The organism is Thermus tengchongensis, assembly GCF_021462405.1.
Taxonomy (GTDB): Bacteria; Deinococcota; Deinococci; order Deinococcales; family Thermaceae; genus Thermus; species Thermus tengchongensis.
This window is the reverse complement of sequence record NZ_JAKEDU010000008.1, coordinates 62,529-76,672: the sequence shown is the minus strand read 5'-3', so window position 1 is coordinate 76,672 and position 14,144 is coordinate 62,529. Positions and strand designations below refer to the sequence as shown.

Genomic DNA, 14,144 nt, shown 5'->3' with positions numbered 1-14,144 from the left:
GTCTAGATCCCGTGCCCGTCTGCCCTTTGCTTCTCCACGGGCAGCCCCGTGACCCCGTGGAAGGCCTCCACCTCCTCCAGGAAGCGGCGGAAGAGGTAGAGGGCGTCGTGGGGGCCGGGGGCGGCCTCGGGGTGGTACTGCACGGAGAAGACGGGGTAGCGGGCATGGGCCATGCCCTCGAGGGTGCCGTCGTTGAGGTTGATGTGGGTGGGCCGGAACTCCTTCAGGGAGTCGATGTCCACCGCGTAGCCGTGGTTCTGGCTGGTGATCTCGATCTTCCCCGTGAGGAGGTTCTTCACCGGGTGGTTGGCCCCCCGGTGGCCGAACTTCATCTTGTAGGTGCGCCCGCCCGCCGCCAGGGCCAAAAGCTGGTGGCCCAGGCAGATGCCGAAGGTGGGCAAAAGCCCCATGAGCTTCCAGATGGTTTCGTGGGCGTAGCGGGGCATGGAGGGGTCGCCGGGGCCGTTGCTGATGAGGAGGCCGTGGGGCTCCAGGGCCATGATCTGGCTGGCGGGGGTCTTGCCCGGGACCACCAGGATCTCAAACCCCTGCTGGGCCAGGTTCTCCACGATGGCGTGCTTGATGCCGAAGTCCATGACCACAATGCGCCGCCCCGACTTTAGGGTGGGCCAGGCGTAGGGCAGAGGGGTGGAGACCTCGGGGGTCATGTCCCGGCCGTCGATGTCCGTCCAGGCCTTGGCCTCCTGGCGCAGGGCCTCTAGCTCCTCGGGGGTGAAGGCGTGGTCCGGCTCCCCGTAGAGGGAGGCGTGGGCGATGGCGCCCTTCAGCACCCCCCCCTCGCGGATCTTGCGCACCAGGGCCCGGGTGTCGATGCCCTCGAGGCCCACCACCCCGTAGAACTCCATGAACTCCCCTAGGGTCTGCTGGGCCCTGGGGTTGGAGGCAATGCGGCTAAACTCCTTGGCCACGAACCCCTTCACCCAGGGGCGGTTGGACTGCATGTCGTAGACGTTCACCCCGTAGTTGCCCTGGTGGGGGTAGGTCATGACCACGATCTGCCCGTGGTAGCTGGGGTCGGTCATGATCTCCTGGTAGCCGGTCTGGGCGGTGTTGAAGACCACCTCCCCCACCGTCTTCCCCCGGGCCCCGAAGGCGTAGCCGTGGTAGACGGTGCCGTCCTCCAGGACCAAAACCGCGCGCTCCCTCACTCCTGCCATTCTAGCCCCCGAAGGCCCCAGGGGAAAGCCCCTTGATGACGGCGATCTCCCGGCAGTTCTCGTAGAAGGGGCAGGCGTTGCACTCGCTCCACACCTTGGGGGGCAAGGCCTCCCGGGTGGTCACCTGGTAGCCCAGGGAACGGAAGAAGTTCACCTGAAGCGTCCAGGCGAAGACCCGGGGGAGCCCCAGGTCCCGGGCCTCCCGCTCCGCCCCCAAGACCAGCCAGCGCCCCAGGCCCTGGCCCTGCCGCTGGGGGTGGACCGCCAGGCCGCGGATCTCGGCCAGGTCGCGCCAGAGGACGTGCAGGGCCACGGTGCCCACGATCTGCCCGTCCTCGTCCTCCAGGACCTGGAAGTCGCGGATGTTCTCGTAGAGGTGGCTGTGGCTCCGCACCAGCATGAGCCCCTTCTCCGCCCAGTAGCGGATGAGCCAGTAGATGGCCTCCACATCGGAAAGCCTGGCCTTCCTGAGCTCCACCCCCGCGTTGGGGCGCACCTCGGGTAGGGCCACCGTGGAGAGCTCGAGTCCTTTCACCTCAGTCAAGGCCCACCTCCTTCTTGGCCTCCAGAAGCCTTGCCCGCACCGCCTCGGGGGCCGTGCCCCCGTAGGACCTGCGGCGGTGGATGGCGGTCTCCAGGCGGAGGAGGGGCAGGGCGTCCTCGGCGAAGAGGGGGTGGTGGGCCTTAAGCTCCTCCAGGGTCAGGTCCTTGAGGGGCCTTCCCTCCTCCGCCAGCCTGCGCACCAGGCGGCCCACCACGTGGTGGGCTTCCCGGAAGGGCAGGCCCTTTTCCGCCAGGTAGTCGGCGAGCTCCGTGGCCAAGGCATACCCTCCCTCCGCCGCCTGTCCCATCCTCTCCCGCCGCCACCGGAGGCCGGGGAGGAGGGCGGCGAGGAGCTTGAGGCTATCCCGGTAGGTGGCGAGGGCATCCAAAAGGGGCTCCTTGTCCTCCTGCAGGTCCTTGTTGTAGGCGAGGGGCAGGCCCTTCACCACCGCCGAAAGCGCCACCAAAGCCCCCAGGACCCGCCCCGCCTTGGCCCGGATGAGCTCCAGGATGTCCGGGTTCTTCTTCTGGGGCATGATGGAGCTTCCCGTGGCGAAGGCGTCCGGCACCTCCAAGAAGGCGAACTCCTCGGTGCTGTAAAGGATAAGCTCCTCCGCCAGGCGGGAGAGGTGGAGCATGCCGATGTTGAGGGCGGAGAGGACCTCGAGGGCGAAGTCGCGGCTAGCCACCGCGTCCAGGGAGTTGCGCATGGGCCTATGGAAGCCAAGCTCCCTGGCGGTGTAATGGCGGTCAATGGGAAAGCCCGTCCCCGCCAGGGCCGCCGCCCCTAAGGGGCTTTCGTTCAGGCGCTCCCGGGCGTCCTTGAGCCTTCCCGCATCCCGGGAAAGCATCTCGTAGTAGGCCAGGAACCAGTGGGCAAGGAGGATGGGCTGGGCCCGTTGCAGGTGGGTGTAGCCGGGGAGGACGTAAAGGGGCTCCAGGTGCCGTTCCGCCTCCTTTACCAGCACCCGGCGCAGGTCCAAAAGCAGGGCCAAGAGCTCGTCCAGGGCACCCCGGAGGAAAAGCCGGAGATCGGTGGCCACCTGGTCGTTACGGCTACGGGCGGTGTGGAGCTTGCCCCCAGGGGGGCCGACGAGCTCCATGAGGCGGGCCTCCAGGTTCATGTGCACGTCCTCCAACTCCTCCCGCCAGGGGAAGGTGCCCGCCTGGATCTCCTCCTCGATCTGGTCCAGGCCTTGAAGGATAGCCCTTAGCTCCTCCTCCGTGAGGAGGCCCACCTCCTTGAGCATGCGGGCGTGGACCCGGTTCTGCCAGAGGTCCTCCCGCCAGAGGGCCCGGTCGAAGGGCAAGGAGGCGTTGAAGCGGGCCGCCAGCGCATCCGGCCCCTCGGCGAAGCGGCCCCCCCAGGTCCTATGGGCCATAGGGCTCCCCCTCCTTTGGGGTCCCCGAGAGGGCTTTGCCCTCTTGGGGCCTTTCCGCCATGGCCCGCACCCTGAGGCGCAGGGCGTGGATCCGGATGAAGCCCTCGGCGTCCTTCTGGTCGTAGCCCCCCAGCTCGTCAAAGGAGACCAGGTCCTTCTGGTAGAGGCTCTTGGGGGCTTTCCGCCCCACCACGTAGACGTTCCCCTTGTAGAGCTTGAGCCTTGCCACCCCGGTGACCGCCTGGGCCACGTGGTCAAAGTAGGCTTGGAGGGCCTCCCGCTCGGGGGCGTACCAGAAGCCGTAGTAGACGAGCTCCGCGTACTTGGGGGCGAGCTGGTCCCGCTGGTGGAGCACCTCCCGGTCCAGGGTGAGGCTTTCCACCGCCCGCCGGGCGTGGTAAAGGATAGTCCCCCCTGGGGTTTCGTAGACCCCACGGGACTTCATGCCCACGAAGCGGTTCTCCACCAGGTCCACCCGGCCCACCCCGTGCCGCCCCCCGATCTCGTTGAGCCGCTGCAGAAGGGCCGCTGGGGAAAGCCTTTCCCCGTTCACCGCCACCGGGTCCCCCCGGAAAAACTCCACCTCCACGTACTCCGGGGCATCGGGGGCCTCCTCGGGGTCCACGGTCATGCGGAACATCCCCTTGGGGGGCTCGGCCCAGGGGTCTTCCAGCACCCCCCCTTCGTAGGAAATATGCAGGAGGTTGGCGTCCATGGAATAGGGCTTCTCCTGGGTCACGGGCACGGGGATGCCGTGGGCCTCCGCATAGGCGATCATCTCCTGCCGGCCCCGGAAGTGCCACTCCCGCCAGGGGGCGATGACCCGGATGTCCGGCTTCAGGGCGTAGGCGGTGAGCTCAAAGCGCACCTGGTCGTTGCCCTTGCCTGTGGCCCCGTGGGAGATGGCCTCGGCGCCCTCCTCCTCGGCGATCCGCACCAGGTACTTGGCGATGAGGGGCCGGGCGATGGCGGTGCCCAGGAGGTAGTAGCCCTCGTACACCGCGCCCGCGCGGAACATGGGGAAGACGAAGTCCCGCACGAACTCCTCCCTCAGGTCCAGGGCGATGGCCTTGGAGGCCCCGGTCCTCAGGGCCTTTTCCCGGGCCTCCTCCACCTCCTCCCCCTGGCCGATGTCCGCGGTGAAGGCGATGACCTCGGCCCCGTAGGTTTCCTTAAGCCACTTGAGGATGATGCTGGTGTCCAGCCCGCCGGAGTATGCCAGGACGATCTTCATGCCGACCTCTAGTCTACCCCCGAAGGGGCATGCATAAGTATACACCTTTGTGAGCACGAGTGCCCCGGAGAACGTTGCCCGTACTAAGTACCCCGTCGTGGCTTGCGCCACGACGGGGACCCCAAAGAGGCCATGAGCACGCCCCTTTGGCTTTGGCCAATGGGGCAACCTTTGCGTGTGGGTGCTTATTGACACCCTTCGCAGCGTTTCCTATATAGTCTCTTTGTCGTAGCCTAGGCGCTTCCAAAGGGAGGTGAAACGCTGTTATGGAAAGGCATCGGCCATCCGACCTACGGATAACGTTCCTGACAAAGGAGGTCTTATGAGGCTTGCGCGTCTCTTGGGTACCTTACTCGCCGCCACCCTCTTAGCCTTGACCGGTTGTTCCCCCGACAGCGCCCCCCCAACTGTCACCATCTCCTCTCCCCAGGACGGGGCCATCGTGAACACCCCCCAGGTCACCGTCCAGGGCACCGCCCAGGACAACACCCGGGTGGTGCGCTTGACCTACCAGCTCAACGGCAGCGCTGAACAAGAGATCGCCATCACCCCAGGAACCTCCGTAAACTTCCAGTTCCAGATAAGCCTGCAGCAAGGCCAAAATACCATCACCGTCAACGCCTACGATGCCGCAGGGAATAAGGGATCCTCGAGCCTCGCTGTGACCTACGACCCCATGGCCATTCACACCCTGTCTGGAATTCTGGTCAGCGAGTACGCAGGAGGCCCCGTGGCAGGGAGCTCCTTGAGGCTTTATAGAAACAGTGCCCTGGTAGCCACGGCTACCTCCGCTAGCGATGGTTCCTTCAGCTTCACCAACTTATCGCCGGGTGTCTACCGCCTCGAGGCCCAGAAGCCCGGCATGGCGGGCAGCGTCATGGAGGGCATCCGGGTGCCGGAAATGGCCTCGGTGACCCTGGTCCAGAAGCCCGCCTTTGACGCCACCGCCACAACTACACCCCCCACGCTGATCATCACCCAAGACGGCACCCAGCCCCTCGAGGGCCAGACCTTCACCAACACCATCCCCTTCCGGGTTCAGGTGGACACCTCCAAGGACTACGTCCGCCCCATGCGCTACATCTACGTGGCCCTGGGCCGCACCCCCGGCTCGGGCTTCGTCACCAACAGCGCCACCTGGAGCCGCCGCATCTTCACAGACACGGAGGACACAGGCGCTCAAGCCCTTTCGGGAAGCAATGTGGCCGGGTTCGGCAGCGCCAGCGGGGAGACGGTCTACCTGGAGGTGGTGGCCTACGACTTCAACCAGAACCGGAGCCACTACCTTATCCCCATTACCTTTAGAAACACCGCCACCTCACAAAACAACACCGTGAGCGCTCCCACGGGCGTGGCCGCCACCGCCATCACCCTGACCCGCGCCGTGGGCTTTTACGACGTGAAGGCCCCGGCCAAGCTCACCGTGCCGGTGGCCAAGGGAGAGGTGGGCGAGCTTACCCTGGATCCGGAAGCCGCACCGGCGGGGAGCAACCTCTACGTGGAGGTGCGCTGGTGCTACTCCAGCGCCAACCCCACCCCCTTTGCCTTTGACATCGAGCGCTCCACCGACGGCGTGAACTGGCAGCGGGTGGGCACCGTAGGCGGAAGCCGAAGCGCCAGCTGCCCCACCAACCCCTTCAACCGCCCCTTCTACTTCCGCGACGCCTCCCCCGACCTTACGCCTGGACAGACCTACTACTACCGGGTGGTGGCCCGGGGGGCCAACCGGGCGGAAAGCGCTCCCAGCGCCACCACCCCCCTGCCTCCCTTCTTCGCCCCCCTCGTGAGCCCGGCGGACGAAAGCACGGGGGTCTCCCTGACGCCCGACTTCACCCTCGGCCACCCGCAACTCAGCATCGGCGCGGACGGGGCGGCCTACAACCTGGTCCTCTGGGACACCCTCACCGGGGACAGCGTGGCCTGGCAGACCCTGGCCGGGTACAACCTCCTGGTGGAGTTCGGCACCCCGGATAACGACATCCCGAACGGGGAAGCGGTGGTCTACGGGTACCACCCCGGCGTGGGCGGCTTGGTAATCTTCACCGACACCGCAGGCGTGTATGATCCCAGCAAGCCCAACCACGTACCTGTGGACGTGACCCAGGGCACCGTCACCTTGCCCTACAACTTCGACGGCCTGGCCCAGCTCCCCGCCCTGCAGGCCCTCCGCACCTACGCTTGGCAGCTCTACGTGAGCTACGCCTACAAGTACAACCCCGCAGAGGGCTACCGCATCTCGGCCTACAGCGTCCAAACCTGGCCCAACAACGCCGCCCCCTTCCGCATCAGCCGCACGGAAACCCAGGTCTTTGACTTCACCACCGGGCAGTAAGGAGGGAAGATGAAGGCTCTACGCTTGACCCTTGCTCTCGGCCTCGCCGCCCTGCTAGGCGCCTGCTCCCAGCCGCCTGCCCAAACCCGCTCCCCGGCCACGCCCGGCGTGACGGTCACTTCCGAAGGCGTCCGCCACTTCCAGGGGCAGGTGGTGGTGGGCTACCAGGACGAGGCTACCCTTGAGGAAGCCATCAAGAAGCTCGGCGCCAAGGAGCTGGCCCGCATCCCCGAGCTGAAAGCGGCCCTGCTCCAGGTCCCGGGGGACGCCCTCAAGGCCAGCCGTGCCCTTCGGGGCGCGAAGGGGGTGCGCTACGCCGAGCCCCATTTCGCCCAAGCCACCCCTCCCAAGGATGACCCTGTGGAGGCCCCTCGAGGGCGCTCGGATAGCCTTTCGCCCCTCGCCAACCCAGCGGACCAGATCCTGGACGCCCTCCCCCAGTACGCCCTGGACCCCCGCCACCTGGACGCCAAGCGGGCCTGGGACCTGGGCTTTGAAGGGGAAGGGGTCACGGTGGCCATCATCGACGATCCCGCCGACGTGACCCACCCCGACCTGGCCGCCAACTGGGCGGGCAAGGCCTACGACCCCGTGAGCAACACCGTCTTCACGGACCCTGCCGCCTGGGTGAACTTCGCCACCGCCAACGACCCCGCCAACACCTACCACGGCACCTTCGTGGCCTCCGCCGTGAGCGCTCCCCGCGACGGCCAGGGCATCGCCGGCCTCGCCCCCAAGACCAAGTTCCTCCCGGTGGCCATCTTCCAACCCAGCTACGTGGGCGACTTCTACGTGGCCCGGGGCATCGTCTGGGCGGTGAACAACGGCGCCCAGGTGCTCAACAACTCCTGGGGCGGCCTGGGCTACGGCAACCTGGTGAAGGAAGCCTTTGACTACGCCCTGGCCAACGGCGTGGTGGTGGTGGCCAGCGCGGGCAACTCCTCCAAGGACGAAGTGCGCACCCCCGCGGGCTACCCGGGCCTCATCGCCTCGGTGGCCGCAGACGGCAACCGCAACAAAACCGACTTTTCCACCTACGGGCGCCACGTGTCCAGCGCTGCCCCTGGCTTGGACGTACTCCTCGCCAACCCCACCTGGCTGGGAGGGGGCTACGGCCTCATCTCCGGCACCTCCTTCTCGGGCCCCTACACCGCCGCTGCCGCCGCCTTGGTCAAGGCGGCCTGCCCGCAGGCTACCCCCTACCAGGTGCGCCGGGCCCTGGAGTCCACCACCTGGGAAAGAAGCTTCTCCCGGGAAAAGGGCTGGGGCCATCTGAACGCTGGCAACCTGGCCGACCTGCTTCGCCAGGGCTGCGCCGCTTTACCTCCCAAGGGCTCGGTGGTGCGGGTGAAGGTGGAGTACCTCAACGAAAACGGCCTCTTCCCTGGCCTCCTGGCGGACGTGATCCTGCGGGGCAAGGGCCTGCGGCCCGGCGACCCCACCGACCCTACCCCGGTCTACTGGGCCCGCACCGACCTAAACGGCGAGGCCTGGTTCTACGAGATCGCCCCCGGGGAGTACGACATCTACGTGGCCGGGGCCGACCTCGCCCTCACCGGCGGGCTCCCCGAGGAGCGGGGCACCTTCGTGGGCACCTTGGTGGCCACTTCTGGCTCCCACGCTGGCAACCCCGACTTCAAGCTGGTGCGCCTGAACGCCGCCGAGGTCAACCTCAACCCCACCGACCCCTACGAGCCCAACGATAACCTGGCCCAGGCCAAGCCCATCGCCTACGGCACCCTTACCCAGCTCGCCTACATCTTCGGCCAGCCCCGGGACTTTGACTTCTTCACCTTCACCGGAACCGCAGGCGACCAGATCCGGGCCCGGGTCTACGCCAAGTCCAGCCTCGGCGGCACCTTGGACTCCTACCTCTTCCTCCTGGACGCTGAGGGGAACGTTTTGGCGGAAAACGACGATCTGGTACCGGGCCAGATCACCGACTCGGAAATCGCCTTTACCCTGCCTGCAAGCGGCACCTACTACCTGGTGGTGACCAGCTACACTATCGCCAGCAACCCCACCGCCTCCGACGATAGCCCCTTCAACAAGTACCGCCTGGAGCTGGTCAAAACCAACTGAGCAAAAACCGAGCCCCGGCCAGGCGTGCCTGGCCGGGGCCGCGCTTTTGCCTAAAGGTGGATGGGTTTCTCCCAGGCCGCCAAAGCGGCCTCCTTGAGGATCTCCGAGAGGGAGGGGTGGGCGTGGGGGGCCCGGCCTACGTCCTCGGCGCTGGCCTTAAAGAAGAGGGCCAGGGCGGCCTCGGCCAGGACGTCCCCCACCCGGGCCCCGATCCCGTGGACCCCCAGGATGCGGTCCGTCTGGGCGTGGGCCAGGACCTTAACAAAGCCCTCCGTCTCCCCCATGGCCCGGGCGCGGCCCGAAGCGGAGTAGGGGAACTTGCCCACCTTATAGGGGATGCCCTGCGCTTTTAGCTCCTCCTCGGTGTACCCCACCCCGGCCACCTCGGGGTGGGTGTAGACCACGCTGGGGATGGCCAAGTAGTCCACGTGGCCATAGCCCCGCACCATGTGCTCCACCGCGGCGATGCCCTCCTCGCTGGCCTTGTGGGCCAGCATGGGGCCCCGCACCACGTCCCCGATGGCGTAGATGTGGGGCACCCGTGTGCGGAGGTGTTCGTCCACGGGGATGCGGCCCCGCTCGTCGGTGGCTAGCCCAGCGCTTTCCAAGCCCAAGCCATCCGTGTAAGGCCTACGGCCCACGGCCAGGAGGACCCGGTCCGCCTCGAGGACCTCGCCCCCCTCCAGCTCCACCCGGGCCCCCTTCCCCTCGGGGCGCACCGCCTGCACCCTCACCCGGGTGCGGATCTCCAGCCCCTCCTTGCGGAAGACCCGCTCCGCCGCCCGGGAAAGCTCGGCGTCCATGGTGGGGAGGATGCGGTCCAGGTACTCCAGCACGGTGACCTTAGCCCCCAGGCGGTGCCAGACCACCCCGAGCTCGAGGCCGATCACCCCGCCCCCCACCACGATGAGCCTTTCCGGCACCTCGGGGAAACTCAGGGCCTCGGTGGAGGTCACCACCCGCTCAAAATCCACCTCTGCCCAGGGGGGGAGGAGGGGGGCGCTTCCCGTGGCGATGAGGATAAAGCGGGCGGAAAGCTCCTCCCCGGTTTCCTCCACCAAAACCTTCCGATCCGAAAGGAAGCGGGCCGTCCCCTGGTGGCGGGCGATGCCGTTTTTCCGAAAGAGGAAGTCGATGCCCTGGGTGTTGGCTTGAACCACCCGGTCCTTGTGGGCCATGAGGGCGGGAAGGTCCAGGGTGAGGCCCTCCACCCTGGCCCCGATGAGGCCCTTTTTGGCCTCGTAGAGGCGCTCGGTGGTCTCCAAAAGCGCTTTGGAGGGGATGCACCCCACCCGCAGGCAGGTGCCCCCTAAGGCCTTTTCCTTCTCCACCACCCCCACCCGCATCCCCAGCTGGGCGGCGCGGATGGCGGCCACGTACCCCCCGGGGCCCGCCCCGATCACCAACAGGTCGTAGGCCTCCACGCTAGACCTCCAGCATCAGGCGCACGGGGTTTTCCACCAGCTCCTTCACCCGGCGCAGGAAGGTGACCGCCTCCCGCCCGTCCACGATGCGGTGGTCGTAGGAGAGGGCCAGGTACATCATGGGCCGGATCACCACCTGGCCGTCCCGGGCCACGGGGCGCTCCTGGATGGCGTGCATGCCCAGGATGCCCACCTGGGGCGGGTTGAGGAGGGGGGTGGAGTTCAGGGAGCCGTAGACCCCGCCGTTGGTGATGGTGAAGGTGCCCCCCATGAGCTCCTCGGGCTTGAGCTTTTTGCTGCGGGCCCTTTCGGCGAAGTCCGCGATCTGGCGCTCGATCTCGGCGAAGGAAAGCCGGTCGGCATCCCGCAAGACGGGCACCACCAGCCCCTCGCCCCCGCCCACAGCCACCCCGATGTCGTAGTAGCGGTGGTAAACGATGGTGTTGTCCCGGATCTCGGCGTTCAGCTCAGGAATCTCCTTCAGGGCCTGGACCACGGCCTTCACGAAGAAGCTCATGAAGCCAAGCCGTACCCCGTGCTTCTTCTGGAAGGCCTCGCCCAGCTCCTTCCTGAGGGCGATGACCGCGGACATGTCCGCCTCGTTGAAGGTGGTGAGCATGGCCGTGGTCTGCCGGGCCAAAAGGAGCCTTTCGGCGATGCGGCGGCGCAAAGGGCTCATGGGCACCGCCTCGCTCACCCGCCAGGGGCGGTCGGCGGGGGGCTGGGCCGCCGGAGCGGGTGCGGGGGCCGGAGCAGGAGGCGGCGTGGGCGCGGGAGCGGAAGCCGCTTGGGCCTCCAGGTGGCGGAGCACGTCCTCCTTGAGGATGCGCCCCCCTAGGCCCGTGCCCTGGACCGCCTCAGGGGCCACCCCCACCTCCCGCAGGAGGCGCTCGGCGGCGGGCATGGCCAGGGGCTCGGGGGCCTTGGCCGCCTCCGCCGGGGCCTGGGGGGCCGGGGCGGCCGCCTGCGCCCCCGCCTCCAAGAGGGCGATGGCCTCCCCCACCCGGGCCGTCTCCCCGGTGCCCTTCAGGATCTTGGCAAGGGTTCCCGCAAAGGGGGCGGGGAGCTCGAGGGTGGCCTTGTCGGTGATGAGCTCCACCAGGGGCTCGTCCTGGGCAAAGCTCTCCCCTTCCCGCTTCAGCCAAGCGCCGATTTCCACTTCCACAATGGACTCACCCACGGAGGGCACTTTCAGCTCTTGCACCGCTTACCTCCTCACTTGAAGGCCTCTTCCAAAAGCCTTTCCTGTTCCAGCTTGTGCACCTTGGAGGAGCCCACCGCGGGGCTCGGGGACTCGGGGCGGGCCACCACGCCGAAGGGGTGGCCGTAGATCTCTCCGCAGAAACGGGCGGAGAGGTACCACCAGGCCCCCTGGTTCACGGGCTCCTCCTGGACGTAGACCACCGGGGTCTTCTTGGGGTAGAAGCCCAAGGCCTCCTTAAGCTCGGCCTCGGGGAAGGGGTAGAGGAGTTCCAGCCTTAGGATGGCCACGTCCTCCGCCCCTAACTCCCGGCGCTTCTGCAGGAGGTCGTAGTAGACCTTGCCCGAGGTAAGGAGGACCTTCCTGGCGCCCTTGACCCTTTCCGGGATCACCTTCTGGAAGCGCCCTTGAGCGAACTCCTCCAAGGAGGAAACCACCTCGGGGTGGCGGAGGAGGCTTTTGGGGGTGAGGACCACGAGGGGCTTGCGGATTTTGCGCTTCACCTGGCGGCGCAGGAGGTGGAAGAACTGGGCGGGGGTGGTGGGGTAGGCCACCTGGAGGTTATCCTGGGCCCCCAGTTGCAGGAAGCGCTCCAGCCGGGCGGAGGAGTGCTCGGGGCCCTGCCCCTCGAGGCCGTGGGGCAGGAGGAGGACCAGGCCGGAAAGCCGGTTCCACTTGGCCTCGGCGCTGGCCAGGAACTGGTCGATGTAGACCTGGGCCACGTTGACGAAGTCCCCGAACTGGGCCTCCCAGAGGACCAGGGCCTCGGGGTAGTCCAGGCTGTACCCGTACTCAAAGCCCAGCACCCCGGCCTCGGAGAGGGGGGAGTTATGGATCTCCACCTCCGCCTGCCCCTCGGCCAGGTGTTGCAGGGGGATATAGGGCCTGCCCGTCTGGTAGTCGTAGAGGGCGGCGTGGCGCTGGGTGAAGGTGCCCCTGAGGGCGTCCTGGCCCGTGAGGCGCACCCGGTGCCCCTCGGCGGCCAGGGAGGCGAAGGCCAGGGCCTCGGCCGCGGCCCAGTCCAGGGGGCGCCCTTCCTCGGCCATCTCCCTTCGGGCCTCGAGGAACCGCTTTAGCTTGGGATGCACCTGGAAGCCCTCGGGCACGGTGCTCAAGCGAAGGAGGAGATCCTTTAACGCCTCCTTTGGCACCCCGGTGTCCACCTCGGCCACCAGGTGGTCGGGCCCGCCCACATACCCCTGCCAGATCCCGGAAAGCCCGTGGGGCACCACAGGGCCCGGCTCCGCCTTGACCCGGGCGAACTCGCTCTCCAGGTTCGCCAGGTAGGCTTCCTCCTTGGCTTTAAGCTCCCCTTCCGCCACCACCCCTTCGGCAAGGAGCCTATCCCCATAGACCCTCCAGGGCTCGGGCTTTTTGGAGATGAGGGCGTACATGGAAGGCTGGGTGAAGGTGGGCTCGTCCGTCTCGTTGTGGCCCCGGCGGCGGTAGCCCACCAGGTCGATGACCACGTCCTTACCAAAGCGCTGGCGGTACTCCAGGGCCAGGCGCAGGACGAACCAAAGCTCGTCCAAGGCCTCGGCGTTCACGTGAAAGACAGGGGCCCCCACCATCTTGGCGATGTCCGTGGGGTAGCGGCAGGAGGTGTACTCCTCGGGCAGGGTGGTGAAGCCCAACTGGTTGTTGGCCACCACATGGAGGGTCCCCCCCACCCGGTAGCCGGGAAGCCGGGAGAGGTTTAGGGTCTCCTGGACAATGCCCTCCCCGATGAAGGCCGAGTCCCCGTGGACCAGGATGGCCAAGCCCCTCTTCCGCTCCCGGTCCCCGAAGCGGTCCTGCTTGGCCCGAAGGCGCCCCAGGGTCACGGGGTTCACGAACTCCAGGTGGCTGGGGTTGAAGTTGAGGGAAACGTGCACCTTCCCGAAGGCGGTGGTGAGGTCGTTGGAGAAGCCCAGGTGGTACTTCACATCCCCGGAGTAGCCCTCGGGGAAGATCTCCTCGAACTCGCGGAAGATGCGCTCGAAGGGCTTGCCCACCACGTGGGCCAGGACGTTGAGCCGCCCCCGGTGGGCCATGCCCAGGACCACCTCCCTAACCCCGTGGCGGGCAGCTTCCTCCACCGCTTCCAGAAGAAGGGGAACAAGGCTTTCCAGGCCCTCGAGGCTGAAGGTCTTGGCCCCCAGGTACTTGCGTTGCAGGAAGGCCTCGAAGAGGCTCGCCTGCATCAGGCGCTCCAACATGCGCCGGCGCACCTCGCGGGGAGGCTTGGGCCAGGGGGCCTCGAGGCGGGAAAGAAGCCAGGCCCGCTCCTCGGGCTCGGTATGGACCACCTCAAACCCCACCGGGCCTAGGTAAACCGCCTCCAGGCGGCCCAGGAGATCCCCTAGGGTGGGGGCGCCGAAGAAGGGGGGAAGGGACCTAGAGAGATCCTCCTGGGAAAGTCCGTGGGCCTCCAGGGAAAGCTCCTTGGGCCTGGGCCGTTCCCGCCCCAAAGGGTCGATCCGAGCCGCCAGGTGGCCCAGCTCCCGGTAGGCCTGGACCAGGCGCTCCACCTTGAGGAGGAAGGCCAGGTCCACCGTCTCGGCCAGGGGAGCGGGGGTGGTTCTTCGGCCGTCCCCCTGGGGTTCTCGTCGGGAACCCTCCAGGGTGAGGGCAGAGAAGTAGCGCCGCCATTCCTCCGGCAAGGAAAAGGGATCCTCCAGGTAGGCCCGGTAGAGGGCCTCCAGGTAGCCTTGGCTTTCCAACGTGAGCTCCATCCTACCTCCCAAGAAGGGGGCATACACCCCTTCATCTACGCTACACCAAAAAGC

Annotated in this window: 9 protein-coding genes; 2 read left to right on the top strand and 7 right to left on the bottom strand. The window is 67.3% G+C overall.

Annotated elements, in window-relative coordinates; all coding sequences use genetic code 11:
• Positions 1 to 2: 2 nt before the first annotated feature.
• The 4 genes from carA to L1087_RS10015 are packed head-to-tail and all read right to left on the bottom strand — an operon-like array spanning position 3 to position 4,337.
• On the bottom strand, positions 3 to 1,178 hold the full coding sequence (carA, locus tag L1087_RS10030; protein ID WP_234558757.1) for a glutamine-hydrolyzing carbamoyl-phosphate synthase small subunit: 1,176 nt from the start codon (positions 1,176 to 1,178) through the stop codon (positions 3 to 5).
• A gap of 1 nt (position 1,179) precedes the next feature.
• Positions 1,180 to 1,713, bottom strand: a complete 534-nt coding sequence (locus tag L1087_RS10025; protein ID WP_234558777.1) for an N-acetyltransferase — start codon at positions 1,711 to 1,713, stop codon at positions 1,180 to 1,182.
• Between the two features lies 1 nt (position 1,714).
• Positions 1,715 to 3,103: an argininosuccinate lyase gene (gene argH, locus L1087_RS10020; protein ID WP_234558755.1), complete on the bottom strand. Its 1,389-nt coding sequence runs from the start codon at positions 3,101 to 3,103 to the stop codon at positions 1,715 to 1,717.
• Positions 3,093 to 4,337: an argininosuccinate synthase gene (locus tag L1087_RS10015; protein ID WP_234558753.1), complete on the bottom strand. Its 1,245-nt coding sequence runs from the start codon at positions 4,335 to 4,337 to the stop codon at positions 3,093 to 3,095. Before L1087_RS10015 ends, argH begins: the two co-directional genes overlap by 11 nt.
• A gap of 322 nt (positions 4,338 to 4,659) precedes the next feature.
• On the opposite strand from L1087_RS10015, the gene L1087_RS10010 reads away from it, so the two are divergent.
• Together L1087_RS10010 and L1087_RS10005 are read left to right on the top strand one after the other, a co-directional pair.
• Positions 4,660 to 6,669, top strand: coding sequence for an Ig-like domain-containing protein (locus L1087_RS10010; protein WP_234558752.1), 2,010 nt, complete (start codon positions 4,660 to 4,662; stop codon positions 6,667 to 6,669).
• A 9-nt stretch (positions 6,670 to 6,678) separates the two neighbouring features.
• Complete coding sequence (locus L1087_RS10005) at positions 6,679 to 8,751, top strand: S8 family serine peptidase (protein ID WP_234558751.1); 2,073 nt, start codon at positions 6,679 to 6,681, stop codon at positions 8,749 to 8,751.
• 50 nt (positions 8,752 to 8,801) lie between these two features.
• On the opposite strand, the gene lpdA is transcribed toward L1087_RS10005, so the two are convergent.
• The 3 genes from lpdA to L1087_RS09990 are packed head-to-tail and all read right to left on the bottom strand — an operon-like array spanning position 8,802 to position 14,090.
• Positions 8,802 to 10,175, bottom strand: a complete 1,374-nt coding sequence (gene lpdA / locus L1087_RS10000; protein WP_234558750.1) for a dihydrolipoyl dehydrogenase — start codon at positions 10,173 to 10,175, stop codon at positions 8,802 to 8,804.
• 1 nt (position 10,176) lies between these two features.
• Complete coding sequence (gene odhB, locus L1087_RS09995; RefSeq protein WP_234558749.1) at positions 10,177 to 11,379, bottom strand: 2-oxoglutarate dehydrogenase complex dihydrolipoyllysine-residue succinyltransferase; 1,203 nt, start codon at positions 11,377 to 11,379, stop codon at positions 10,177 to 10,179.
• An 11-nt stretch (positions 11,380 to 11,390) separates the two neighbouring features.
• The gene (locus L1087_RS09990; RefSeq protein ID WP_234558748.1) at positions 11,391 to 14,090 is read right to left on the bottom strand and encodes a 2-oxoglutarate dehydrogenase E1 component; all 2,700 of its coding nucleotides are present in this window, start codon (positions 14,088 to 14,090) and stop codon (positions 11,391 to 11,393) included.
• Between the last annotated feature and the right edge of the window lie 54 nt (positions 14,091 to 14,144).